This is a genomic window from Oscillibacter valericigenes (genome assembly GCF_021531915.1).
GTDB classification, from domain to species: Bacteria; Bacillota; Clostridia; order Oscillospirales; family Oscillospiraceae; genus Oscillibacter; species Oscillibacter valericigenes_A.
In genome coordinates this window covers 90,525-112,127 of the sequence record NZ_JAFBIV010000004.1, presented here as the reverse complement: position 1 = coordinate 112,127, position 21,603 = coordinate 90,525, and the positions used below count along the sequence as shown (strand labels likewise).

Genomic DNA, 21,603 nt, shown 5'->3' with positions numbered 1-21,603 from the left:
CTGGTGTCACTTACTCCCCATTCTGTCCCAAAAAGAGGGGAAAGGGGGCGGCATTTCATGGCGCGGCTGATGGGAAAATCCAACAACAGCATCGACACCAAGGGCCGCCTGGTGATCCCCTCCAACATGCGGGAAGCGCTGGGGGATACCTTTTATATCACCATCGGCGCCGAGCACTGTCTGACCATCTATCCCCAGGCCAAGTGGGAGCAGATGTCCGAGGACATGGACGACCTGCCCTACACCGAGGCCCGGGCATTGACCCTGCTGTACGCCAACGCCGTGGAGTGCGAGCCGGACGGCCAGGGACGTGTCCTGATCCCCGCCAACCTCCGGAAGTACGCCGGACTGAAAAAGACGGCCACCATCGTGGGCCTGAACACCTCCGCGGAGATCTGGGACGAGGAGACCTGGGCCGCGCGGGAGCAGCGGATGCTGGAGGACGACGACATGGCGGCTGCCATGGATGCTCTGGCCCGCGCCCGGCGGAACCGTGGGTGAGGGACTATGGAATACACACACAAATCTGTATTGCTGAACGAGTGTATCGACGCACTGAACATCCGCCCCGACGGGGTATACGTGGACGGTACACTGGGCCGCGCGGGACACTCAAAAGAGATCGTCCAGAGGCTTGCCACCGGCCGGCTCATCTGTATCGACAGGGACATGGCAGCCATCGAAGCCGCCAGGGAGCGGCTGGCTCCATGGATGGACCGGGTGACGCTGGTCCATGGCAATTTTGCGGAGCTGGACGCGAAACTGCGGGAGGCCGGCATCACCGGCGCCGACGGGATGCTCTTTGACCTGGGCGTTTCGTCTCCACAGCTGGATGACGCCTCCCGGGGCTTTTCCTACATGCAGGACGCTCCGCTGGACATGCGGATGGACACCTCCGCTCCCCTGACTGCCCACGAGGTGGTCAATGGCTGGAGCTATGAGGAGCTGCGCCGCATCTTATATGAATACGGCGAGGAGCGCTACGCCCCCGCCATTGCAAAGGCCATCGTGCGGACCCGGGAGACCCGACCCATCGAGACCACCCTGGAGCTGGTGGATGTCATCAAAGGGGCTATGCCGCCGGCGGCCCTGCGGGAGAAGCAGCACCCCGCCAAGCGCAGCTTCCAGGCCATCCGCATTGCCGTCAACGGCGAACTGGAGGCCCTGCCTCCCATGCTGAAGGCGGCAGTGGGCTTCCTGAATCCCGGCGGACGGCTGGCGGTCATCACCTTCCACTCTCTGGAGGACCGCATCGTCAAGCGCGCCATGCAGGACATGGCCCGGGGCTGTACCTGCCCGCCGGAGTTTCCGGTGTGCGTCTGCGGCAAGAAGCCCAAAATCAAGGTGCTGACCCGGAAGCCTATCGTCTCCGGAGAAGCGGAGCTGGAAGAGAACCCCCGCGCCAGAAGCGCGAAGCTGCGGGTGGCGGAGAAGTGCGAGACCTTTGACCTGTAAGACGGTCAGAGCCGGAAGATACGGACGCCGGAAACGGCAAATCAGGGACAGGCTGATGGCCTGACCCGGTGATTCAAAGGAAAGGGCCCCGCAAAAGCGGAGCTTTTGTGGGGAAAGGAGAAACCAGTATGGCAGCGACGGCACGGGAATTGCAATATCGTCAGAGCGGACGTGCCGTGGACGGCAGCCTTGCACGTGATCTGGACTGGGCCGTCCGGGAACGGGAACTGCGCCATGCCGGGGAAGCCCCCCGCCATCAGGAGCAGGAGCAGGTCCGGCAGCAGCCCAAGGTCCACGCGGCCCCCAAGGTTCTGGTCCGGGAGCGTCAGCAGGTTTCGCTGTTCTCTCTGCTGGGCTTTGCCGCTGTGGCGGGACTGGCGGTCCTGGTGCTCATGAGCTACATCCAGCTCACCGCTCTGGCCTCCGATACCGTGGCGCTGAAGAAACAGCTTTCTACCCTGGAGACAGAGCACGCCGCTCTCACCGCCCAGTATGAGCAGATGTTTGACCTGACCACCGTCCGGGAGGCGGCGGAAGCGGCGGGTATGACCAAGCCCAGCACCAGCCAGATCTGCTACCTGGACATGGCCGGCGGCGATACCGCCATCGTTTACCAGCAGGAGGAGCCCAGCGTGCTCAGCAGCGTGCTGACTTCCCTGAACCACGGCGTTTATGCGGTGGTGGAATATTTCAAATGACCTCTGCATTATAATGCAGCAGCCCCCTGCCCATGGATGGCACCGGGCGCTGCGCTGATCATACGTCACACCGCGGGGAGGGAGAAGGCCATCTTCTCGCTCCCCGCAGGTCATTTTCGCATTCCGGCGGAATGTGGAAATGACATTCCAAAACGCCCGTACTCATGCGCCGCCCTGCGGCGCGCCCGTTCAGTTCCAAGGAGGAACCTGTCTATGCCTGTCAATTCCCGCAGAAAAAGTGACGCCGCCCGCCGTGCCAACCAGGTGGTCCGCAGCCGGACCGTGCTGGTGATGGTTTTGCTGGGCGTTTGCACCTTTCTGCTGCTGTTCTGGAAGCTCTACGACCTGCAGATCAACCGCCACGAGGAGCTGCAGGGGCGGGCGGTGAACCAGCAGACCCTCAGCGCGGTGGTCACCGCCTCCCGGGGCACCATTTACGACCGGAGCGGCTATATCATGGCGGCCTCCGCCACGGCGGAGACAGTCCTTTTGTCCCCCCGGGACGTGGCGGCCTATGTGAAATCCCAGGAGCAGGCCATCGAGGAAGCCCGGGAAAAGGCCGCGGAGAAGGGCCAGACCTACACGGCGCCTCAGGTGCGGGATCAGCTTTATATCGCCCGGGGTCTTAGTCGCATTCTGGGTGTGGACCAGGAGAAGATCGAAAAGTGGATGGCGGACACGGACGATGCCTATGTGATCGTCAAGAAGAAGGTGGAGCAGGCGGAAGCCGACCAGATCCGCCGCTTCATGAACGGCGAGATCGACCAGGAGGGCAACGAGCTCACCTTTGTCAACGACGACGGCAAGACCGTCCTGAAGGAGAACCCCAAGAAGAGTCCCACCAAGCTCCAGGGCATCTGGCTCCAACCGGATTCCAAGCGCTATTATCCGTACAGCAGCCTGGCGGCCAACGTGCTGGGCTTCGTCAACGCCGACAACCAGGGCGGCGTGGGCCTGGAGGCCAAGTACAACGATGTGCTGGAGGGCACCGCCGGTATGACCGTCAGCGCCAAAAACGCGGCGGGCACGGAGATGCTGTACCAGTTCGAGCAGTATTACGACGCCGAGGACGGCCATGATCTGGTGCTGACCCTGGATGTGGAGGTCCAGTCCTATCTGGAAAAGGGCATCGAGAGCATGCTGGAGAAGTTCGACGCCGCCAACGGCGCCACCGGCATCGTCATGGACGTGAATACCGGCGCCATCGTGGGCATGGCCTCCTATCCCAATTACGATTCCAACCAGTACGGCATGATCCTGGACACCACTCTGCAGGAGGCCCTGGACAAATCTCTGGCGGAGATCGAGAAGAACCGCAGCAGCTATGCGTCCGAGGAGGCGTACCAGGAGGCGGTCAGCGCGGCCAGAAGCAACGCGGTCAACACCGCCTGGAGAAACAAATGCATCGACTCCACCTATGAGCCCGGCTCCACCTTCAAGCCCATCACCCTGGCGGCGGCACTGGAGGAGGGACTGGTCAACAAGAACTCCACCTTCAACTGCACCGGCTCCGTGAAGGTGGGCAAGTGGACCATCCACTGCTCCAAGAAAGCGGGACACGGCCTGCAGTCCCTGGAGGTAGCGGTGGGCAACTCCTGCAACCCGGCCTTTATCAATATCGGCCAGCGGCTGGGCGGCGAGAGATTTTATGAGTATATGCAGGCCTTTGGCCTGACGGAGCCCACCGGCGTGGATATGATCGGCGAGACCAAGGGCATCGTCAGCAAAACCAGCCTGATGAACGACGCCGCGTCCCTGGCGTCCTATTCCTTCGGTCAGACCTTCAACGTGACCCCGCTGGAGCTGATCCGGGCTCAGGCGGCCTGTATCAACGGCGGCTACCTGTACACCCCCTATGTGGTGGAGCAGGAGCTGGACGGCGAGGGCAATGTGGTCTATCAGCACGAAGCCACTCCGGTGCGCCAGGTCATCAGTGAGGAGACCTCCGCCACGGTCCGGGAGTGCCTGGAATACGTGGTGGCCTCCGGCACCGGCCGCAACGGTCAGGTGGCGGGCTACCGCATCGGCGGCAAGACCGGTACGGCCGATAAAACGGCCACCAGAAACACCACGAAGGAAGTGGTGGTCTCCTTCATGTGCTTCGCCCCGGCGGACGATCCCCAGTACATCATGCTGATCACTATGGATACCCCCAGCCGGAACACCGGCGTCTACGTGTCCGGCGGCAACATGGTGGCCCCCACCGCCAGCAGCATCATGGCGGATATCCTGCCCGTTCTGGGCGTGGAGCCCGACTACACCGCCGAGGAGCTGGCGGGCATGGACGCCGCCGTCCCCAACGTGGTGGGCAAGACCGCGGCGGACGCCAAGTCCATTCTGGAGAGCGCCGGCTTCTCCTGCCGGACCGTGGGCGATGGGGAGACCGTCACCGATCAGACCCCGGCGGGCGGCGCCATCGTGCCCAACAACGCCACTGTGGTGCTGTACCTGGGTGTGGAAAAGAACAATACGCCCCGGGTCATGCCCAACGTGGTGGGCAGGACGGCGTCGGAGGCCAACAAGGTCCTGGCGGATGCGGGTCTCATTATGAAGGTGTCCGGTGCCACCTCTGCCAATGCCGGTAACGTCCGGGCCATCTCCCAGAGTGTGGCCGAGGGAACGGAACTGGAGGCCGGTACCGTGGTCACCATCCAGTTTGGTGACGGTTCAGTGCTGGATTAACGCAGGTTTTGCAGAATTTTTGGCACATTTCTCCGTATACTTCACATTTTCGGACGTCTATAATACCATTGGTGTATCAGGCACCGAGACTGTGATAAGGAGCAGGCTTTATGAAATTAAGTGAACTGTTGAAAAATATGGAGATCCTGTCCGCCACGGCGGACCTGGAGATGGAGATCACAGACGTCAGCTATGATTCCCGGACCACAAAGCCCGGCGACCTGTTTGTGGCCATGACGGGCTTCGCGGTGGACGGCCACGCCTTCATCGGCAAGGCGGCGGCTGCCGGAGCCGCAGCGGTGCTGTGCGAGAAGATTCCCGAGGAAGACATCCCCTATGTGCAGGTGGCGGATTCCCGCCGGGGCCTCGCCGTGGTGGGCGCCAACTTCTTCGGCCATCCGGCGGACAGCATGACCATGGTGGCCGTCACCGGCACCAACGGCAAGACCACCACAACCTATCTGCTGAAAAGCATCCTGGAGCAGGCCCTGGGGGCCAGGGTGGGCCTGATCGGCACCAATCAGAACATGATCGGCGATGAGGTCATCCCCACGGAGCGCACCACCCCGGAGTCCTTTGAGCTCCAGAAGCTGTTTGCCCGGATGCGGGATGCAGGCTGTACCCACGTGGTGATGGAGGCCTCCTCCCACGCTCTGGCTTTGGACCGGGTCTACGGCGTCCATTACGCCGTGGGCATCTTCACCAACCTGACCCAGGACCACCTGGATTTCCACAAGACCATGGAATCCTACTGCGACGCCAAGGCCATCCTGTTCCGCAACTGCGACACCGGCGTCTGCAATGCCGACGACCCCTGGACGGACCGGCTGCTGGCGGAGGCCACCTGCCGGAAGTTCACTTACAGCGAGAAGGCCCCCAGCGACCTGCGGGCGGAGGACATCTGCCTGGAAGCGGATCACATTGCCTTTACGGCCGTGACCGCTGACCAGCGGGTCCCCATCCGGGTCAACATCCCCGGCGGCTTCATGGTATACAACACCCTGGATGTGCTGGGTGCTGCGCTGGCTCTGGGCATTTCCCTGGAAAAGAGTGCTGAAGTCCTGGCCGGTGTCCCCCATGTGAAGGGCCGGGTGGAGGTGGTCCCCACTCCGGGGAAGGACTACACCATCCTGATCGACTACGCCCATTCCCCCGACGGCATGGTGAACGTGCTGTCCTCCGTCAAGGGCTTTGCCAAGGGACGGACCGTGGCCCTCTTCGGCTGCGGCGGCGACCGGGATAAGACCAAGCGGCCCAAGATGGGCAAGGTGGCGGCGGACATCGCGGATTTTGCCATCGTCACCACCGACAATCCCCGGACGGAAAAGCCCGCCGACATCATTGCTGATATTCTGCCGGGCTTCGACGGCAGCGACACCCCCTACGTGGTGGTGGAGGACCGCATCGAGGCCATCCACTGGGCCATGGACCACGCGGAGAAGGACGACGTGATCGTCCTCTGCGGCAAGGGCCATGAGACCTATCAGGAAGTAAACCATGTCAAGCATCATATGGATGAGCGGGAGATCGTGGCGGACTACCTGAACGCCGGGAAATAAAACAAGAAAACGCACAAAAGGGAGAGAGACCTATGGAGATGATATTGCTGCTGGCGGCCCTGGTCAGCTTTGTGCTGACCGTGGTGCTGGGCCGGTTTGTATTGGCCGAGCTGCGGAAACTGAAGGCCGGACAGGAGATCCGGAAGGACGGCCCCACCTGGCATGCCGGCAAGGCCGGCACCCCCACCATGGGAGGCATCATGTTCATTCTGGGCACCGGCATCACCGTGCTGGTCCTGGGTTGGGGACGGATGCTGGCGGGAGAATTCGACCACCTGTATGTATACCTGTTTGCACTGATCTTTGGCCTGATCGGCTTTGTGGATGACTACCGCAAGGTCCGCCAGCACCAGAACGAGGGCCTGACCGCCAAGCAGAAGTTTATTCTGCAGCTGGCGGCCGCCGTGGTGTTCCTGGTGCTGATGCGGTATGAGGGTCTGCTGACCAATGACCTGTATATCCCGTTTTTCCAGGTCAGTATCACCATTCCCTGGATCGTGTATCTGATTTTCGCGGCCTTCGTCATTGTGGGCTGCGTCAACGCCGTGAATCTGACAGACGGTGTGGACGGCCTGGCCACCGGCGTCACCTTCGTGGTGATGGTGTTTTTCGCCGTGACCGCCGCCCTGTGGCACCTGACCACCCTGGCTCTGCTTCCCGCCGCCTTGGCAGGCGGCCTGGCGGCCTTCTTCGTGTATAATCACCACCCGGCAAAGGTCTTCATGGGCGACACCGGCAGCCTCTTCCTGGGCGGCGCTGTGGCGGCCCTGGGCTTTGCGCTGGATATGCCCCTGATCCTGATCCCCGTGGGCATCATCTACATCGCCGAGACCATGAGCGACATTATCCAGGTGGCCTATTTCAAGGCAACTCACGGCAAGCGATTCTTCAAAATGGCACCTTTGCACCACCACCTGGAGCTGTCCGGCTGGAGCGAGGCGAAGCTGGTGGCGGTGTTCTCCGGCATCACCCTGGTGTGCTGCGTGCTGGCTTATCTGGGCGTACAGGGACGGTACTGAGCCGCGGGCGCAAAGCGCACGCCGCGCGGCCAGCGCGTCAAGCGTTTTCACGGATGTGAAAACCTTGAAATCGGCCAAATTCAGTTCGGGCGATTTGAATAAAATTCCAGGGCTCCCGCAAAAGCGGAGCTTTTGTGGGAAAGGAGGGGTGAAGATGGCGACACAGCGGCGTATGACAGCCGCGGAACGGCAGGCAGCCATGGACCGCTACCAGGAGCGGAAGCGGCGGGAGCAGGAGGCCGAGCAGGCCCGGCGGGAACGGGTCCAGCGCCGAAAGGAAAAGGAAGCGGAGAGCCGGGAACTGGCCAAGGGGCCCATTGATCTGCCCTTCTGCCTGCTGGTGCTGCTGCTGACGGCCATCGGCCTGGTGATGCTGCTGTCTGCCAGTTTTCCCTCCGCCTATTACGAGACCGACGGCCAGGACCCCATGCACTACTTTGTGCGGCAGGGCGTCTTTGCCGCCATGGGTATCGCGGCCATGTTTCTGATCGGCAGGATCAATTATCAGCGGTTTCGGGGCGTTGCAAAGCTGATGCTGTACCTTGCTATTATCCTGCTGGTGCTGGTCATCATCCCCGGCAACCCCATCGCCGTCACCCGAAACAACGCCACCCGCTGGATCGGCGTGGGCGAGCTGTTTACCTTCCAACCCTCCGAGATCGCGAAAATGGCGGTGGTGCTGTATTTTTCTGACAGCATTTCCCACAAAAAGGATAAAATGCGAACCACCCGGTACGGCATCGCACCCTATCTGCTGATTATGGGCGTCATTGCGGTGCTGATGATGCTGGAGCCCCACCTGTCCGGCACGGTGCTGATCCTGGGCACCGGCGCGGTGCTGATGCTGGTGGGCGGCATCAACTGGGCCTGGGTCATCGCCGCCGTGGGTGGCGCGGGAGGCGTGCTGTTCCTGATGATGTCCGGCATCATCCAATACGGCCAGAGCCGCATCGCCATGTGGCAGAACCCCTTCATCGACCCCCGGGGCGCCGGCTATCAGCTGTCCCAGAGCCTGATCTCCATTGGCTCCGGCGGCCTGCTGGGCGTGGGCCTGGGGAAAAGCCGGCAGAAGTTTCTGTACCTGCCGGAGGAGCACAACGACTTTATCTTCGCCATCATCTGCGAGGAACTGGGCCTCATCGGTGCTACCATTATCATGCTGCTGTTTGCGGCGCTGATCCTGCGGGGCTACTGGATCGCCCTCCATGCCCGGGACCGCTTCGGCAGTCTTCTGGTGGTGGGCGTCACCACGCTGATCGCCATGCAGACATTCCTGAACATCGGCGTGGTGACGGGTTTGCTGCCCACCACCGGCATTTCACTGCCCTTCTTCAGCTACGGCGGCACGGCTTTGTCCATGCAGCTGGCGGAAATGGGGATCGTATTGTCGGTGTCGCGGCAGATGAAGCCGACGAAGGCAGGATAGTATGTCAAGGGGGAGCAGGCTCCCCCTTGAGAATCCCCCACCACCAGTCTTCGGACTGGTGAACGCCGCCCAAGGCGGCTGGGTCGGGGAATTTTCGCCACGTACACGCCGCGGCGAAAATGATTTGAATGATTTCTTTTGCTGTCGGCAAAAGAAATGAGGTTGATAGGATGGAAAAGAAGATAAAACGGGTCACTTTCACCTGCGGCGGCACGGCGGGCCATGTGAATCCCGCCATTGCCCTGGCGCAGCTGATGCATGAGAAAGACCCGGAGACGGAATTCCTCTTTGTGGGGGCTGAGCGGGGGTTGGAAAAGGACCTGGTGCCCAAGGCGGGCTATGCGTTCCGCACGGTCCACATCTCCAGCTTTCACCGTTCGCTGAAGCCCGCGGAGATCAAACACAACTTAGTGTCCCTCTATAATCTGACCCGGGCGCCCCGGGAGGCAAAGGCCATCCTGCGGGAGTTCCGGCCCGATGTGGTCATCGGCACCGGGGGCTACGCCAGCTATCCCATGGTGAAGGCCGCCGCCAAGGCGGGCATCCCCACGGCAGTCCATGAGTCCAACATGGTGCCGGGGCTCACCACCGAGATGCTGGAGCCCTTCGCGGACCGTATCATGGTGGGCTTCGAGTCTTGCCGCCAGCACTACAAGCACACGAACAAGGTGGTAGTCACCGGCACGCCGGTGCGGGGGGATTTTTTTGATCTGACGAAGAAGCAGGCGAAGCAGAAGCTGGGCGTGGATGACGGCCGACCCCTGATCGTCTCCTTTTGGGGGTCCCTGGGGGCCTCCGGCATGAACCGCCAGATGGCGGATTTCCTGGCCCTGGAGGCGGCCAAGGAGCCCTTCCACCACATCCACGCCGCCGGCAAGGGCGGCTACCCGGTGGTTCTTGAGCTGCTGAAGGAAAAGGGCGTGGACCTGGCACAGCATCCGTCCCTGCAGGTGCGGGAGTATATCTATGACATGGCGCAGGTCATGCGGGCGGCAGACCTGGTCATCTGCCGGGCTGGGGCCTCCACCATCAGCGAACTGACGGCCCTGGGGGTTCCTGCCCTGATCGTGCCGTCTCCCTATGTGACCAATAACCACCAGGAGAAGAACGCCCGGGTGCTGGAGGAGGCTGGCGGCGCGGCGGTGCTGCTGGAAAAGGACAGCTCCGGTCAGTCCCTGTTCCAGGCAGCCTGCGGCATCCTCCGGGATCCGGAGAAGCGGGCCGGCATGGAAACAGCCATGGCCGCCCTGGGCATCCGGGACGCTACGGAGCGCATTTACCAGACCATTCTGCAGATCACGCAGTAACCAGAAATCCCTTTCTCCCATAGGATGGACTGTTGAACCATTCTTTGGGAGCGGAGGGAACGACTATGAGCCAGCTTTTGGTGAGGGGCGGCACCCGTCTTAACGGAGAGGTGACGGTCCAGGGGGCCAAGAACAGTGTACTGCCCATCCTGGCGGCCACGCTGCTGACCGGGGACCAGGTAAAGCTGCGGGGGTGCCCCCGTCTGCGGGACGTGGACGCCTCGATCCGCATTTTACAGGGCCTGGGCTGCGATGCCAGCTGGGAGGCCGACGGCCTGGTGGTGGATACCGCCGGGTTGCAGGGCTGCGCCATCTCTGATACACTGATGCGGGAAATGCGGTCCTCCGCCATTTTCCTGGGTGCCATCCTGGCCCGGTGCGGCCGGGCGGAGCTCAGCTATCCCGGCGGATGTGAGCTGGGACCCAGGCCTATTGATCTGCACCTGGCGGGGCTTCGGGACCTGGGCGCGGAGATCGACGATACCGGCGGCCACCTGCACTGTCGGGCCGCCCGCCTGCGGGGCACCGATCTGGTGCTGAGTCTGCCCTCGGTGGGGGCCACGGAGAATCTGATGCTGGCGGCCTGCGGGGCTGAGGGCATCACCGCTATCTTCAATGCCGCCAGGGAACCGGAGATCATGGATCTCCAGAACTTCCTGAATGCCTGTGGGGCTAAAGTGTCCGGAGCGGGGACCTCCACCATCACGGTGGAGGGAGGTCAAAGGCTCCACGGGTGTACCTACACTGTGATGCCGGACCGCATTGCCGCGGCCACCTACCTGTGCGCGGCGGCCTCCGCCGGAGGCAGGGCCTTTTTGCGGGGCGCCCGGGAGGAGCAGTTGGCTACTGTTACCGCCTTGCTGCGGGAGGCGGGCTGTACCGTGCGGTCTGACGCGGCGGGCATTGCCTGCGCCTGTGACAAGCGGCTGCGGGCGGTCCGCCCGGTGCGGACGGCGCCCTATCCGGGCTTCCCCACGGATGCCCAGGCGGTGCTGATGGCGGCGCTGCTGCGGAGCCGGGGGGCCACGGTGTTTGAGGAGAATATTTTTGAGAACCGTTACCGCCATGTGGATGAGCTGATCCGCATGGGAGCGGACATCCAGGTGTCCGGCCGGGTGGCGGTGGTCAGTGGGACGGACACTCTGTACGGAGCCGCCGTCCAGTGTACGGACCTGCGGGGCGGGGCGGCGCTGTGCGTAGCGGCCCTGGCGGCAGAGGGAGAGAGCCGCATCATGCGGATCGGTCACATCGACCGGGGATATGAAAGCTTGGAACGGGACCTGTCCGCTCTTGGAGCGGATATCGTTCGGATAGAAACAGAGCAGATCGAGGGGTAACTTCATGGCAAGACGCAGAAATTCCAGCCGGCGGCGCAGGGGAAGCTTTGGCTTCCTCTATAAGCTGCTGTCCATCTTGGTGATCTGCGGCGCCGTGGTGGCCGCCGTGACGCTGTTTTTCCGGGTGGACCATGTGGAGATTCTGGGGGAGCAGCGGTACACGGAGGAGCAGATCCGGGAGGCCTCGGCCATTGAGAACGGCGACAACCTCTACCTGCTGAACAAGAACACCGTGGCGGGCAACATCCGGGAAGCGCTGCCCTACATCGAGGAGATCCGCATCAACCGGCGGCTGCCGGACACCCTGGTCATTGAGATCAAGGAATGCGGCACGCCCTTCGCTCTGGTGCAGGACGGCAGCGCCTGGCTTATCAGCCCCAAGGGCATGCTGGTGGATCAGCTGGACCCCTCTGCGGCGGCGGATTGCGGCATGATCTCCGGGTGCCAGCTGCTGGCGCCCACCGTGGGGACGTCCATAGCTCTGGCTACCGAATATGCCTCACAGCAGGAGAGCCTGCTGGAGCTGATGGCGGCTCTGGAGGAGGCCGACATGCTGGAGGATGTGGACGGTATCCGTCTGGATGACCTCTCTGCCATCCGAATGGATTATCTCGGCCGCTTCACCGTGAAGATGCCCTATGGCGCAGATTATCCCATGAAGCTGAAAATGCTGCGACAGGCCATGGAGAGCGGGAAGGTGCAGGACAACATGACCGGTACCTTCGACATGACCCGGGAGAGCGGGCGGATCTATTTGGACCAAAGCACACGGTAAATAGGGGGGGAGCGGGCTCCGTCGGGATACCGCTCCTCTGTTTTTCAGAAAAAAACATGGGAAAACGTGTCGGGATACTTGACCGCGGGAGGAAAGTGTCTTACAATAAACTAAATAGCCTGGACCACAGGATATAGGGTCAAATGACGGGCTTTTCGGCCCGTTTCTACAAATGATAGCAGGAGGCACCAGTATGGCATTTGGATTGGAAACAGGTCCTGATACCGTTGTGAATATCAAAGTCATCGGCGTGGGCGGCGCCGGCAACAACGTCGTGAACCGCATGGTCCGTTCCGGGACCAAGGGCGTGGAGTTCGTGGCGGTCAACACCGACAAGCAGGCGCTGAACGTCTCCAGCGCTACTTATAAAATTCAGATCGGCGAAAAGCTGACCCACGGTCAGGGCGCCGGCTCCGACCCCGAGGTGGGCCGCAAGTCCGCCGAGGAGAGCCGCAACCAGATCGCCAAGGCTCTGGAGGACACCGACATGGTGTTCATCACCGCCGGTATGGGCGGCGGCACCGGCACCGGCGCGGCGCCCATTGTGGCGGAGATCGCCAAGGAAATGGACATCCTCACCGTGGCTGTGGTCACCAAGCCCTTTGGCTTTGAGGGCCGCCGCCGGATGCAGCAGGCCGAGGCCGGCATTGCCGAACTGCAGGACAAGCTGGATTCCCTGGTGATTATTCCCAACGAGCGGCTGAAGCACGCCACTGACCAGAAGATCACCTTTGCAAACGCCTTCGAGATCGCCGACGATGTGCTGCGCCAGGCGGTGCAGTCCATCTCCGACTTGATCCGGGATACCGGCTTCATCAACCTGGACTTCGCCGACGTGACCGCCATCATGAAGAACGCGGGCATGGCTCACATGGGCGTTGGCCGCGCCGCCGGCAAGGGCAAGGCCGAGGAGGCTGCCAAGATGGCCATTTCCAGCCCCCTGCTGGAGACCAGCATCGAGGGTGCCAAGGGCGTCCTGATCAACGTTACCGGCTCCATGGACATCGGCCTGGAGGAAGTGGAGCAGGCTGCCTCTCTGGTGCAGCAGGCCGTCCATCCCGACGCCCTTACCATCTTCGGCGCCACCTTCGACGAGACGCTGGACGACGAGATCCGCGTCACGGTCATTGCCACCGGCTTCGACAAGGTGACTACTGAGCTGCCCAAGGTCTCCGCAGGCGTTGCGTCTGCGCAGGCAGTTACCCCCCACGGCGCAAAGATTCCTGAACCCATTGACCCTGAGGAGGAAAAGAAGGCCGCAGAGGTGGATGACGATGACCACATTTTCGATGACATTCTGAAAATTTTTGAAAAACGTGACTAACTGCTAAATGTTGGAGGACCTCACAGTCTTTTGGCTGTGAGGTCCTTTTTTCGTCCGGATTTTCAGGAAAGCAAAAAACAACCATGGGATCGCTGCCGCTTTTTGCTGGGTGTGGACCGTGGACAGACCGCAGAAGATAACCCAGCCGGGACATCCGGCGGTTTGCAATTTTTTTGGAAAGGAGTGTTTTTTGGATTGTATGGAACAACGGGAACAAGAAAACGGCTTTTGCGGTTCGGAGCAGCGTGCCTCCTGGCGGTTCTGGCGTGCTCCGCAAGTGTGGCCATGGCCGTCGAAATGACGCCGCGGATGCTGGTACCGGTGGGCCACACCGTGGGCATCAAGCTGTTTGCCCGGGGCGTGGTGGTGGTGAAGCTCTCGGACGGCGGCACGCCTGCCCGGGCCTGCGGACTGCAAACGGGAGATGTCATCGTCAAATGCGGCGGCAGCACCGTGACCTCCACGGAGCAGTTCCAGGCGCTTCTGCAGGAAAGCGACGGCAGCACCACCGACCTTCAGGTGCAGCGCCAGGGCGACCCGGTGACATTGACCGTGGAGCCGGAACCCAATGACCAGGGCGTCTACTGCATCGGCGCCTGGATCAGGGACAGCATGGCGGGCATCGGCACCATGACCTATTATGATCCGGCCACGGGTGTCTTCGGCGCCCTGGGACACGGCATCACCGACGTGGACACTGCCCAACTGATGCCCTTTGCGGACGGTTCCATCCTGCCTTCCACAGTCAAGGCGGTGAAAAAGGGGACCGCGGGCAGCGCCGGTGAGCTGAAGGGCGACTTTGACCTGACGGCTGACCTGGGTGACCTGTACGCCAACACCAGTTGCGGTGTTTTCGGAACGCTGGATGCAGCGGATCATGCCGCGGTGCTGGGCGCAGCAGTATCCACCGGCACGGCAAAAGCGGGACCTGCCGTCATCCGGGCCAATGTCCGGGGCGATACGGTGGAGGAATATGCAATTGAAGTTTTGAAGGTGATCCCCAATGCCTCGGACGGTCGGGAGATGGTGATTTCCGTGACGGACCCGGAGCTGATCGCCGTCACCGGCGGCATTGTGCAGGGCATGAGCGGCAGTCCCATTCTGCAGGATGGAAAGCTGGTGGGCGCCGTGACCCACGTTTTGCTGAACGATCCTTGTAAAGGATATGGAATTTCCATGGAAACTATGCTGAAAGCGGCATAAAAAGTACGAAGGCGGGAGGAATCCCGCCTTCGTAGACTGTCGATAAACCCGGAAAACTTGCGCAACGGGAAGGAAGATAGTTACGAAAGACTGCTCCGCAGAGCGTGTCGGAGCGCAACCGCCAAAGGCGGCTCTTGGCGCGTAGACAACCCAGGAAGGGTGTCTCAAGGTGAATTGTCGCGCAGCGGCAAGAGAGGGTGGCCTGGGCCATTCGTTTTCAATCATAAGTTTTTCTGAACTTTTCAAGTTCAGAAAAACTTGCAGTAGCTTGTCGAAAAGATTTTTTCGACAAGCTGGAAGGCGGGAGAAATCCCGCCTTCGTACTGGATAAAACTGAAAAAATGGTATATAATCTCTGCATACGTCAGAAATTGGAACTTTCCCGCAGCTTTTCATTGAGCTTCTGGTAAATGCGTTCCCGCATCCAGGGCTCCGAGGAGGCAGCCAACGCGTCTTGAAGGGCGAACCAGGCCACCCGGCTGTTCTCATCCGGCTTGCTGCGCACAGGGGCGGCAGGGTCTGCCTCCAGGAGAAAGGTGACGTTCATGTGGAGATGGGAAGAGACGTATTCCCCCCGCTTTTCGTGACCGGAGACCGGCAGAATTTCCACTGAAAAAATTTGGTCGGACACAGGCCGGGCCGTTACACCGCTCTCCTCCCGGACCTCCCGCAGGGCCACTGCCAGCAGGTCCTGCTCGCCGTCGGCGTGTCCTCCCAGCCAGGCCCAGGAGTCGTACAGATTGTGATAGGCCATCAAAATTTGCGTCCGGTCCGGACTCACCACCCAGGCGGAGGACGTCAGGTGGGCGGCAGTATTTTCACGGTGAAACAGATCTTCGCCGCTCTCCAGACGGCGGAGAAGCTCTGCGGTATCCCGCACCTCCTGCGGGTTCCAGGGGCGGTATGCACGTAGTGCTGATATAAGGTCCATAAGCGTCTCCTGTTGAACGTTTTTTCTCATGATACCATATCTGTGGCCGAAAGGGAAGCCGCAATCCCATGGGCGGCAGGCAATTGCGGTGAATCTCGAGAAATGTGTCGAACGATTCTGGAATTTTTTTACAGTCAAGAACTTGAAAAAACTGTAAGTTTATGCTAGTTTATAGAAAACGTAATTTGAAGCGTTACGAATCCGTCGCAAATCAAAATTCTTTGTAAAGGAAAGGTAGCATGGAAAACAGGAAAACCGTATTACTGGCAGATGCCAACGAAGAATTCCGCAGCATGTTGCGGGAAGTGATCGAAAAAACAGAAGAATTTGCCGTGGTGGGGTCTACGGGTGACGGGACGGAAGCTTTACAGATTCTGGAGCAGAAGACTCCGGATGTGGCATTGATGGACCTGGTTTTGCCGGGAACTGACGGTGTCACGATTCTTCGGCAGCTGAAGGAGCAGCAGGGAAAGACCAAGGTGATCGTGCTCTCCGCTTTCTGCACAGACCAGGTGGTGGCGGAGGCCATGGGCATGGGCGCCGCCTATTTCCTGCCCAAGCCCTGTGAGGTGGGGACCCTGCTGGATCGGATGCGGATGATCTTTGGCCAGCCGGCCACACCGGAGGAGCACGCCGTGGCCCTGAAGAACCGGGTGACAGCAGTGATCCATGAGATCGGCGTCCCGGCCCATATCAAGGGCTACCAGTATCTGCGGGAGGCCATCATCATCGCCGTGAACGATATGGAGGTCATCAACGCTGTGACCAAGGTGCTGTATCCGGCGGTGGCCAAGCGGTTTGCCACCACGCCCAGCCGGGTGGAACGGGCCATTCGCCACGCCATCGAGGTGGCCTGGGACCGGGGCGACCTGGAAACCCTGCAGAAGTACTTCGGCTACACGGTGAGCAACGCCAAGGGCAAGCCCACCAATAGTGAATTCATCGCCATGATCGCAGACAGACTTTGCCTCGACATGAAGAAAAATCATGTTGGCTGAAAGCCTTGCGGCACAAAGGTTTGCTAAAATTTTTTCAAAATCGCCAAACCTACGAAGGCTCCAAAGTTTCAATGAACGCCGACAAAACAGACCTATAAACTTATTTTGCTGAACCTATGAACACTCCTGCTTTATTGGGTATGAAAATATCCCAATGAACAGGAGTGTTTATGGCTATGACAGACATGGGTTTTGATTGGCAGATTGATGAGTTTATGGTGTTTTGCAGAAGCCGTCAACTCCGCGAGCGAACAATGACCAGTTACGAACAGACCCTCCGCCTGTTTCAGAGATGGTGCGAAGAGCAGATGAACATTTTCACAGTTGACAAGGTTACAGAGTCCATCATCCGCCGTTACATCAATGATTTGCAGGAGCGTGGGAAATACTCGTTTTACGCAGACGAAAAGAAGAAGGAAACCAACCATCCCGACAGACGAAGGGATTTTCGCAATCCTATCACTGTGACCACCATTAACAACTACATCCGCAATCTCCGCGTTTTCTTCAACTGGCTGGACAGGGACTATGTTCTCCAAAAGAACCCCATGAGGAAAGTCAGACAGTTGAAGGTGAACCGCAAGGCGAAGGAGTTCATCAGTGATGATGACTTCAAGAAACTGATTGCTCAGTTGGATAAGTCCTACTACCCTGAACACCGCGACTTTGCCATGATTATGCTGATGATCGACAGTGGAATGCGGTTGGGAGAATGCAGTTGCTTGCTGATGGATGACATTGACCTGGCTGCACACAAGGTTTTCCTGCGGGCTGAGATTACCAAGGGGCGGCGGGACAGAGTTGTCTTCTTCTCTCCCAAAACAGAAGTGATCCTGCGGCGGTGGATTCAGTTCAAGGACAGGTATGTGGAGAGTGACTACCTTTTTCCTGTGAAGCGAAGCGGGGCAAGCATCCAGGTGAGCAACTTTGAAACCAACTTCAAACATTACCTCCGCCGCGCCAGTCTGAGTGAAAAGGTTTCGCCTCATTGTCTGCGGAACAACTTTGCGAAGCGCTGTCTGATGAGTGGCATGGACATTTACACGCTGAGTAAAATTCTCGGTCATTCCAGCGTGACCGTCACAGAGCAAGCCTACCTCGATTTGAACGATGAAGACATTGGGAAACGCTATCAGAACTTCAGTCCTGTGGCGCGGATGTAACCACCTTTAATTGGCTTTAGCCATCAACTTTTGACAACAACCCTCCAGAAGTATCAACTTTCTGGAGGGTTGTTTCTACTTTTATTCACTTTCGTATCTGCTGGAGATGTCCTTAAGGAAGGATTTCATGCCCTCTACAACTTCAGGGGGATTGATGATCCTGGCTTTGGTATGGAAACCGCAAATCCATGCGTAAAACTGTTTGCTGATCTCAACATGGGCAGACACAACAAAATGTCCACTATCGTCAGGACGGTAAAAAACCTCTTCGCTGTTGCCGAAGCGTTCCACGGCGGTGTCCAGGAGGTCATTGGTGAAGCGGATGCTGACGAACTTATCCTCGCCGCCGAACATGGAAAAGACGCGCTGGGTGTAAGTTCTCATGTTTATCTTTTCGTAAACCTGAGTGCCGTCTCTCGGTTCCCTGATGATCTCGACTTCCTTCATGCGGTCAAGGCGGTAGGTTCTCATGTCCTCCTTGTCACTGTCGTAAGCCAGGAGGTAGTAGTTGCCGTCATTGATAAGCAGTTTGAAGGGACTGCGGATGTACGCCTTTCCGCCTCTCCTGGCGACCTGGGTGGAACGATCATTCAGGGTGTGCTTCAGGTACTTGAAACTGATTTTCCATTTTGCCTTGATTGCCTGGTTGATCTTCAGCATGGAAGCCATGATGTACTTGTTGCTGGTTTTGCTGCGTCCGACCAGGTAGACTTCGTTTTGCAGTTCCTCCACCTGGCTCTCGCTGCACAGACCCTCAATGGCAGTCAGCAAATGCTCTTCCTGGCTCTTGGAGATGAATTTGGAAGCGCGGACGCACTCTGCCAGTAGACGAAGTTCCTGGAACTCGTAGGGGCGGCAGACGACCTTGTAGCCGCGCTTGCTGGCATCGTAGACAATTTCATAATTCAAGCGGTCACGGTCTTCAATATCCGCGTTCATGTCCAGGGCGAAGAGTTCATTCAGTGCATCGATGTCGCGGGCGATGGAATGACGGTCTGCGGTGATGCCGTATTCCCGCAAATGCTCCTTGATGGCCTCGGAGCTGGCAGCATGGTCATCGTCTGTGTGCTTCAAAAGATATTGCCATACCAGCAGAGATTTGAACTTCTGGCCGGGACGCTTGCCGCCCTTGTCGCTGTTCTTGATCGGTGATGCCATGCTTGCAGCCTCCGTAGATGATGTTTTGAGTATTATACCACGCCAAAAGTAAAAGAAAAAAGACATTGCGTCTCGCCTTATCTTGAATTTTCCATCTAACTGTGGTAAAGTGTTCTTGCGACACAATCATATAATTTCGGCGATACAAAGGATGTGTTTTTACTTTGGTAAAAACGCACCCTCTAATTTGGCATCCTTTGGGGTCGTCGAATGATTGTGTCGCAGCAATGGGGCTATGCGTTTTTCGGTGTGTAGTTCCATTCGGGGCTACACACTTTTTTAATTTTAGAGAAAGAAGGATGACTATGAAAAAGTATATTTCCCTGCTCTTGGCACTTGTTCTATGCCTGTCCCTGTGTGCTTGTGGTGGAGGAAACAACACACCCGAAGAAGCAACCAAGAATGAAGGAAATACAACTGCTACAGAAATTACTGCAACAATTACTAAAGAGGAAATGTTGAGTAGTGCAACTGCTTTAACACGAGATGAAATCGACAAGTCTATCACTAACATTGCTTTTGCCAAGAGTTTAGTAGGAAATGTATACACTTTTGGCGGCGAGATTTGGTCTGTTGAAGAAGATCATGCAGTTATCACTTTTTACATTACAGATGAACAGGGGGCCTATGCAACTGCCGCAAATATGATGGTTGCACATCTGTATCTTCCTTTGGATGATCTGATCTCTTTAGAGCATCAGCAGAGACTGAATTTTGTTGGCAAGCTCGATGATGTGAGCAGCCATGATGAAACGATTCCCGATTGGGGTACGCAGACTGTTATTGACCTGGTATTCAAGAACTCCGCCATTGCCAGCGATCGTTTTGAAGCAACAGGAAAACTTCATAGCCAAAACGCAAGTTATGGTGAGAATGCATGGAATATCGAATTCCCCAACAACTCGTACTTGAAGGTAGTTCATTTTAGAGATGATGTTAGTTCTTACAAAGGACAGGAAATCACATATTCCTACAAAATAACCGCCGATGGTTGCGTGGATGCTTACATTGTCGAGTAATACAGTACATAAAAGGAGTGGGAAATCCCACTCCTTTTTAACATTCCAAAAGGTTGAGATACTTATAGACTGTCGTTCTGCTCAAATCACAGACTCTTGCCAACTCCGATACATTCAACTGCTTATTTTTGAACGCGGGATAATGGCGGAGAAACACGGCGGGAATATCGTCTGCCGTTGCCTGCGGTCTGCCAATCTTTGCTCCCTTTGCTCTGGCGTTTGCCATGCCAGACCGCACACGCTCCCGGATAATACGCAATTCTAATTCGGCAAACACCCCGGACATCTGGATAAAGGCATTTGTCATAGGGTCAATCTCTCCGTTGGAGCAATCCACGGTAATGCTCCCCACAATCACCAACCGCAAATGCTTCGCCTTGATGATCTCAATGATCTCACACAACTGCTTTGTGCTTCTGGCGAGACGGGAGACTTCCAAAGTAATAATCGTGTCTCCCGGCTGTGCCTGTTCCAAAAGAGAAGACAACTGGCACTTCACGTCGGCGTCCCCGTGTTCGTATTCAAGGAAGATGCGTTCTGCCCCTGCCTGTTTCAGTTCCCGCACCTGACGATCAATGTCCTGCTTGCTCTCGTTGGTGGAGCATCGTGCGTATCCGTGGTTCATATGTCTGTCCTCCTTTTTGACTGCTCCACGGGCTTGGTGTTGCCCGTGGAGCGTATTTGGTTTAGCAAGAGATGGAGAAGCGGCGGCTGTTGGTCTGCTTCGTAAAGGCTTTGTAGAGATCACCATAGACCTTCTTGAATCCCGTGGTGTCGAAGCGGTTGGAGATCACAGAAGTCCAGCGGATGATGTACTGTCCTGCGGTCAGTTCTTCAACCTCTCGCTCCAACATTTCAGCCTTGATGCTGTCGCGGATGGCTTCGGCTTCAGATTTGGCTTCCTCCATCAGGGCTTCCCACTCGTTCAGGGCTTCGATCTTGGCAATCAGTTCGTTCTTACTCATAATTCATATCTCCTTTTGGATGTTATTTGTGTTTGGGTATCTCCCTTAACTGTCTTTATTATAGCACGAATTATCGTGCAATGCAATTGACGATTTGCACGAAATATAGTGCTATTCCTTGTGTAATTTTGCACTTGATTTCGTGCAATGGATAGACTATAATAAGGACAATGGAAAAGGAGGCGATTGCGATACCGTTGCAGTATAAAGTCGATGTTCTGGCTGCGTTGAAGGAGAAGGGCTACAACACCAACAAAATCCGCACAGATGGATTGCTGAGCCAATCCACGCTCCAGAAGTTCAGAAACAAGCAAGGCGTGTCTTGGGAAAACCTTGAAACGCTCTGCGGCCTCTTGGAGTGTCAGCCCGCAGACCTGATTGAGTATGTCCCTGTTCAGGAAACGGGGGACGAAGTTCCCTGAACAAAATTCCTCCTTTTCGGGGCAGTTTTCAGCCCCTTTGAATCCATCCAAAAGTGTTCAGCAAAACAAATGGTTGATTGGACAGGTGGGGCACCCATTTCGGGATAAAAATTTTTCCGATGCCCCTTGCCGAAAATGCGTGGGCAACGCTCCCACGGAGAG

The 21,603-nt window shown here is 58.0% G+C and carries 20 protein-coding genes; 16 read left to right on the top strand and 4 right to left on the bottom strand.

Features of this window, described 5'->3' with window-relative positions; translation table 11 throughout:
* Nucleotides 1–57 precede the first annotated feature (57 nt).
* From mraZ to spoIVB, 12 genes are all read left to right on the top strand, one after another.
* A complete protein-coding gene (mraZ, locus tag JQM66_RS04955) occupies nucleotides 58–501 on the top strand; it encodes a division/cell wall cluster transcriptional repressor MraZ (RefSeq protein ID WP_235228761.1) in 444 nt (147 codons plus the stop codon).
* Nucleotides 502–507: 6 nt separating this feature from the next.
* Nucleotides 508–1,455, top strand: coding sequence for a 16S rRNA (cytosine(1402)-N(4))-methyltransferase RsmH (gene rsmH, locus JQM66_RS04950; RefSeq protein WP_235228760.1), 948 nt, complete (start codon nucleotides 508–510; stop codon nucleotides 1,453–1,455).
* A gap of 128 nt (nucleotides 1,456–1,583) precedes the next feature.
* Entirely contained in the window at nucleotides 1,584–2,153 is a 570-nt protein-coding gene (locus JQM66_RS04945; protein ID WP_235228759.1) for a hypothetical protein, read from the top strand.
* 213 nt (nucleotides 2,154–2,366) lie between these two features.
* Complete coding sequence (locus tag JQM66_RS04940) at nucleotides 2,367–4,835, top strand: penicillin-binding transpeptidase domain-containing protein (RefSeq protein ID WP_235228758.1); 2,469 nt, start codon at nucleotides 2,367–2,369, stop codon at nucleotides 4,833–4,835.
* Nucleotides 4,836–4,945: 110 nt separating this feature from the next.
* Complete coding sequence (locus JQM66_RS04935; RefSeq protein WP_235228757.1) at nucleotides 4,946–6,394, top strand: UDP-N-acetylmuramoyl-L-alanyl-D-glutamate--2,6-diaminopimelate ligase; 1,449 nt, start codon at nucleotides 4,946–4,948, stop codon at nucleotides 6,392–6,394.
* A 38-nt stretch (nucleotides 6,395–6,432) separates the two neighbouring features.
* A complete protein-coding gene (gene mraY / locus JQM66_RS04930; RefSeq protein WP_407946004.1) occupies nucleotides 6,433–7,413 on the top strand; it encodes a phospho-N-acetylmuramoyl-pentapeptide-transferase in 981 nt (326 codons plus the stop codon).
* Between the two features lie 154 nt (nucleotides 7,414–7,567).
* Nucleotides 7,568–8,839: a putative lipid II flippase FtsW gene (gene ftsW, locus JQM66_RS04925; RefSeq protein ID WP_235228755.1), complete on the top strand. Its 1,272-nt coding sequence runs from the start codon at nucleotides 7,568–7,570 to the stop codon at nucleotides 8,837–8,839.
* Between the two features lie 170 nt (nucleotides 8,840–9,009).
* Nucleotides 9,010–10,146, top strand: coding sequence for an undecaprenyldiphospho-muramoylpentapeptide beta-N-acetylglucosaminyltransferase (gene murG, locus JQM66_RS04920; RefSeq protein ID WP_235228754.1), 1,137 nt, complete (start codon nucleotides 9,010–9,012; stop codon nucleotides 10,144–10,146).
* A 65-nt stretch (nucleotides 10,147–10,211) separates the two neighbouring features.
* Complete coding sequence (gene murA / locus JQM66_RS04915) at nucleotides 10,212–11,483, top strand: UDP-N-acetylglucosamine 1-carboxyvinyltransferase (RefSeq protein WP_235228753.1); 1,272 nt, start codon at nucleotides 10,212–10,214, stop codon at nucleotides 11,481–11,483.
* Nucleotides 11,484–11,487: 4 nt separating this feature from the next.
* Nucleotides 11,488–12,258, top strand: a complete 771-nt coding sequence (locus JQM66_RS04910; RefSeq protein ID WP_235228752.1) for a cell division protein FtsQ/DivIB — start codon at nucleotides 11,488–11,490, stop codon at nucleotides 12,256–12,258.
* 193 nt (nucleotides 12,259–12,451) lie between these two features.
* A complete protein-coding gene (gene ftsZ, locus JQM66_RS04905) occupies nucleotides 12,452–13,582 on the top strand; it encodes a cell division protein FtsZ (RefSeq protein WP_235228751.1) in 1,131 nt (376 codons plus the stop codon).
* Between the two features lie 285 nt (nucleotides 13,583–13,867).
* Complete coding sequence (gene spoIVB / locus JQM66_RS04900; RefSeq protein WP_235228750.1) at nucleotides 13,868–14,785, top strand: SpoIVB peptidase; 918 nt, start codon at nucleotides 13,868–13,870, stop codon at nucleotides 14,783–14,785.
* Nucleotides 14,786–15,149: 364 nt separating this feature from the next.
* Here the strand turns inward: spoIVB and JQM66_RS04895 are convergent, their stop codons facing one another.
* Nucleotides 15,150–15,716: an NUDIX hydrolase gene (locus tag JQM66_RS04895; RefSeq protein ID WP_235228749.1), complete on the bottom strand. Its 567-nt coding sequence runs from the start codon at nucleotides 15,714–15,716 to the stop codon at nucleotides 15,150–15,152.
* Between the two features lie 239 nt (nucleotides 15,717–15,955).
* Here JQM66_RS04895 and spo0A point away from each other — a divergent pair, with 239 nt between their 5' ends.
* Nucleotides 15,956–16,714, top strand: a complete 759-nt coding sequence (gene spo0A / locus JQM66_RS04890) for a sporulation transcription factor Spo0A (RefSeq protein WP_235228748.1) — start codon at nucleotides 15,956–15,958, stop codon at nucleotides 16,712–16,714.
* 170 nt (nucleotides 16,715–16,884) lie between these two features.
* The gene (locus JQM66_RS04885; RefSeq protein ID WP_235228747.1) at nucleotides 16,885–17,877 is read left to right on the top strand and encodes a tyrosine-type recombinase/integrase; all 993 of its coding nucleotides are present in this window, start codon (nucleotides 16,885–16,887) and stop codon (nucleotides 17,875–17,877) included.
* An 81-nt stretch (nucleotides 17,878–17,958) separates the two neighbouring features.
* Here the strand turns inward: JQM66_RS04885 and JQM66_RS04880 are convergent, their stop codons facing one another.
* Nucleotides 17,959–19,035, bottom strand: a complete 1,077-nt coding sequence (locus JQM66_RS04880) for a helix-turn-helix transcriptional regulator (protein ID WP_235228746.1) — start codon at nucleotides 19,033–19,035, stop codon at nucleotides 17,959–17,961.
* A gap of 305 nt (nucleotides 19,036–19,340) precedes the next feature.
* Here JQM66_RS04880 and JQM66_RS04875 point away from each other — a divergent pair, with 305 nt between their 5' ends.
* Nucleotides 19,341–20,054: a hypothetical protein gene (locus JQM66_RS04875; RefSeq protein ID WP_235228745.1), complete on the top strand. Its 714-nt coding sequence runs from the start codon at nucleotides 19,341–19,343 to the stop codon at nucleotides 20,052–20,054.
* A 37-nt stretch (nucleotides 20,055–20,091) separates the two neighbouring features.
* Here the strand turns inward: JQM66_RS04875 and JQM66_RS04870 are convergent, their stop codons facing one another.
* Entirely contained in the window at nucleotides 20,092–20,679 is a 588-nt protein-coding gene (locus tag JQM66_RS04870) for a recombinase family protein (RefSeq protein WP_235228744.1), read from the bottom strand.
* A gap of 61 nt (nucleotides 20,680–20,740) precedes the next feature.
* The gene (locus tag JQM66_RS04865) at nucleotides 20,741–21,019 is read right to left on the bottom strand and encodes a hypothetical protein (protein WP_235228743.1); all 279 of its coding nucleotides are present in this window, start codon (nucleotides 21,017–21,019) and stop codon (nucleotides 20,741–20,743) included.
* A 197-nt stretch (nucleotides 21,020–21,216) separates the two neighbouring features.
* On the opposite strand from JQM66_RS04865, the gene JQM66_RS04860 reads away from it, so the two are divergent.
* Complete coding sequence (locus JQM66_RS04860) at nucleotides 21,217–21,441, top strand: helix-turn-helix domain-containing protein (RefSeq protein ID WP_235228742.1); 225 nt, start codon at nucleotides 21,217–21,219, stop codon at nucleotides 21,439–21,441.
* The last annotated feature ends 162 nt before the right edge of the window (nucleotides 21,442–21,603 follow it).

Bases quoted from the DNA above. Each gene is read 5' to 3' on its own strand.
- rsmH (WP_235228760.1), top strand. From the start codon at position 508: ATGGAATACACACACAAATCTGTATTGCTGAACGAGTGTATCGACGCA.
- JQM66_RS04870 (WP_235228744.1), bottom strand. From the start codon at position 20,679: ATGAACCACGGATACGCACGATGCTCCACCAACGAGAGCAAGCAGGAC.
- JQM66_RS04935 (WP_235228757.1), top strand. From the start codon at position 4,946: ATGAAATTAAGTGAACTGTTGAAAAATATGGAGATCCTGTCCGCCACG.
- murG (WP_235228754.1), top strand. From the start codon at position 9,010: ATGGAAAAGAAGATAAAACGGGTCACTTTCACCTGCGGCGGCACGGCG.
- JQM66_RS04945 (WP_235228759.1), top strand. From the start codon at position 1,584: ATGGCAGCGACGGCACGGGAATTGCAATATCGTCAGAGCGGACGTGCC.
- JQM66_RS04940 (WP_235228758.1), top strand. From the start codon at position 2,367: ATGCCTGTCAATTCCCGCAGAAAAAGTGACGCCGCCCGCCGTGCCAAC.
- mraZ (WP_235228761.1), top strand. From the start codon at position 58: ATGGCGCGGCTGATGGGAAAATCCAACAACAGCATCGACACCAAGGGC.
- ftsZ (WP_235228751.1), top strand. From the start codon at position 12,452: ATGGCATTTGGATTGGAAACAGGTCCTGATACCGTTGTGAATATCAAA.
- spo0A (WP_235228748.1), top strand. From the start codon at position 15,956: ATGGAAAACAGGAAAACCGTATTACTGGCAGATGCCAACGAAGAATTC.
- JQM66_RS04895 (WP_235228749.1), bottom strand. From the start codon at position 15,716: ATGGACCTTATATCAGCACTACGTGCATACCGCCCCTGGAACCCGCAG.
- murA (WP_235228753.1), top strand. From the start codon at position 10,212: ATGAGCCAGCTTTTGGTGAGGGGCGGCACCCGTCTTAACGGAGAGGTG.
- JQM66_RS04885 (WP_235228747.1), top strand. From the start codon at position 16,885: ATGGCTATGACAGACATGGGTTTTGATTGGCAGATTGATGAGTTTATG.
- JQM66_RS04865 (WP_235228743.1), bottom strand. From the start codon at position 21,019: ATGAGTAAGAACGAACTGATTGCCAAGATCGAAGCCCTGAACGAGTGG.
- JQM66_RS04880 (WP_235228746.1), bottom strand. From the start codon at position 19,035: ATGGCATCACCGATCAAGAACAGCGACAAGGGCGGCAAGCGTCCCGGC.
- spoIVB (WP_235228750.1), top strand. From the start codon at position 13,868: ATGGCCGTCGAAATGACGCCGCGGATGCTGGTACCGGTGGGCCACACC.
- JQM66_RS04910 (WP_235228752.1), top strand. From the start codon at position 11,488: ATGGCAAGACGCAGAAATTCCAGCCGGCGGCGCAGGGGAAGCTTTGGC.
- JQM66_RS04875 (WP_235228745.1), top strand. From the start codon at position 19,341: ATGAAAAAGTATATTTCCCTGCTCTTGGCACTTGTTCTATGCCTGTCC.
- ftsW (WP_235228755.1), top strand. From the start codon at position 7,568: ATGGCGACACAGCGGCGTATGACAGCCGCGGAACGGCAGGCAGCCATG.
- mraY (WP_407946004.1), top strand. From the start codon at position 6,433: ATGATATTGCTGCTGGCGGCCCTGGTCAGCTTTGTGCTGACCGTGGTG.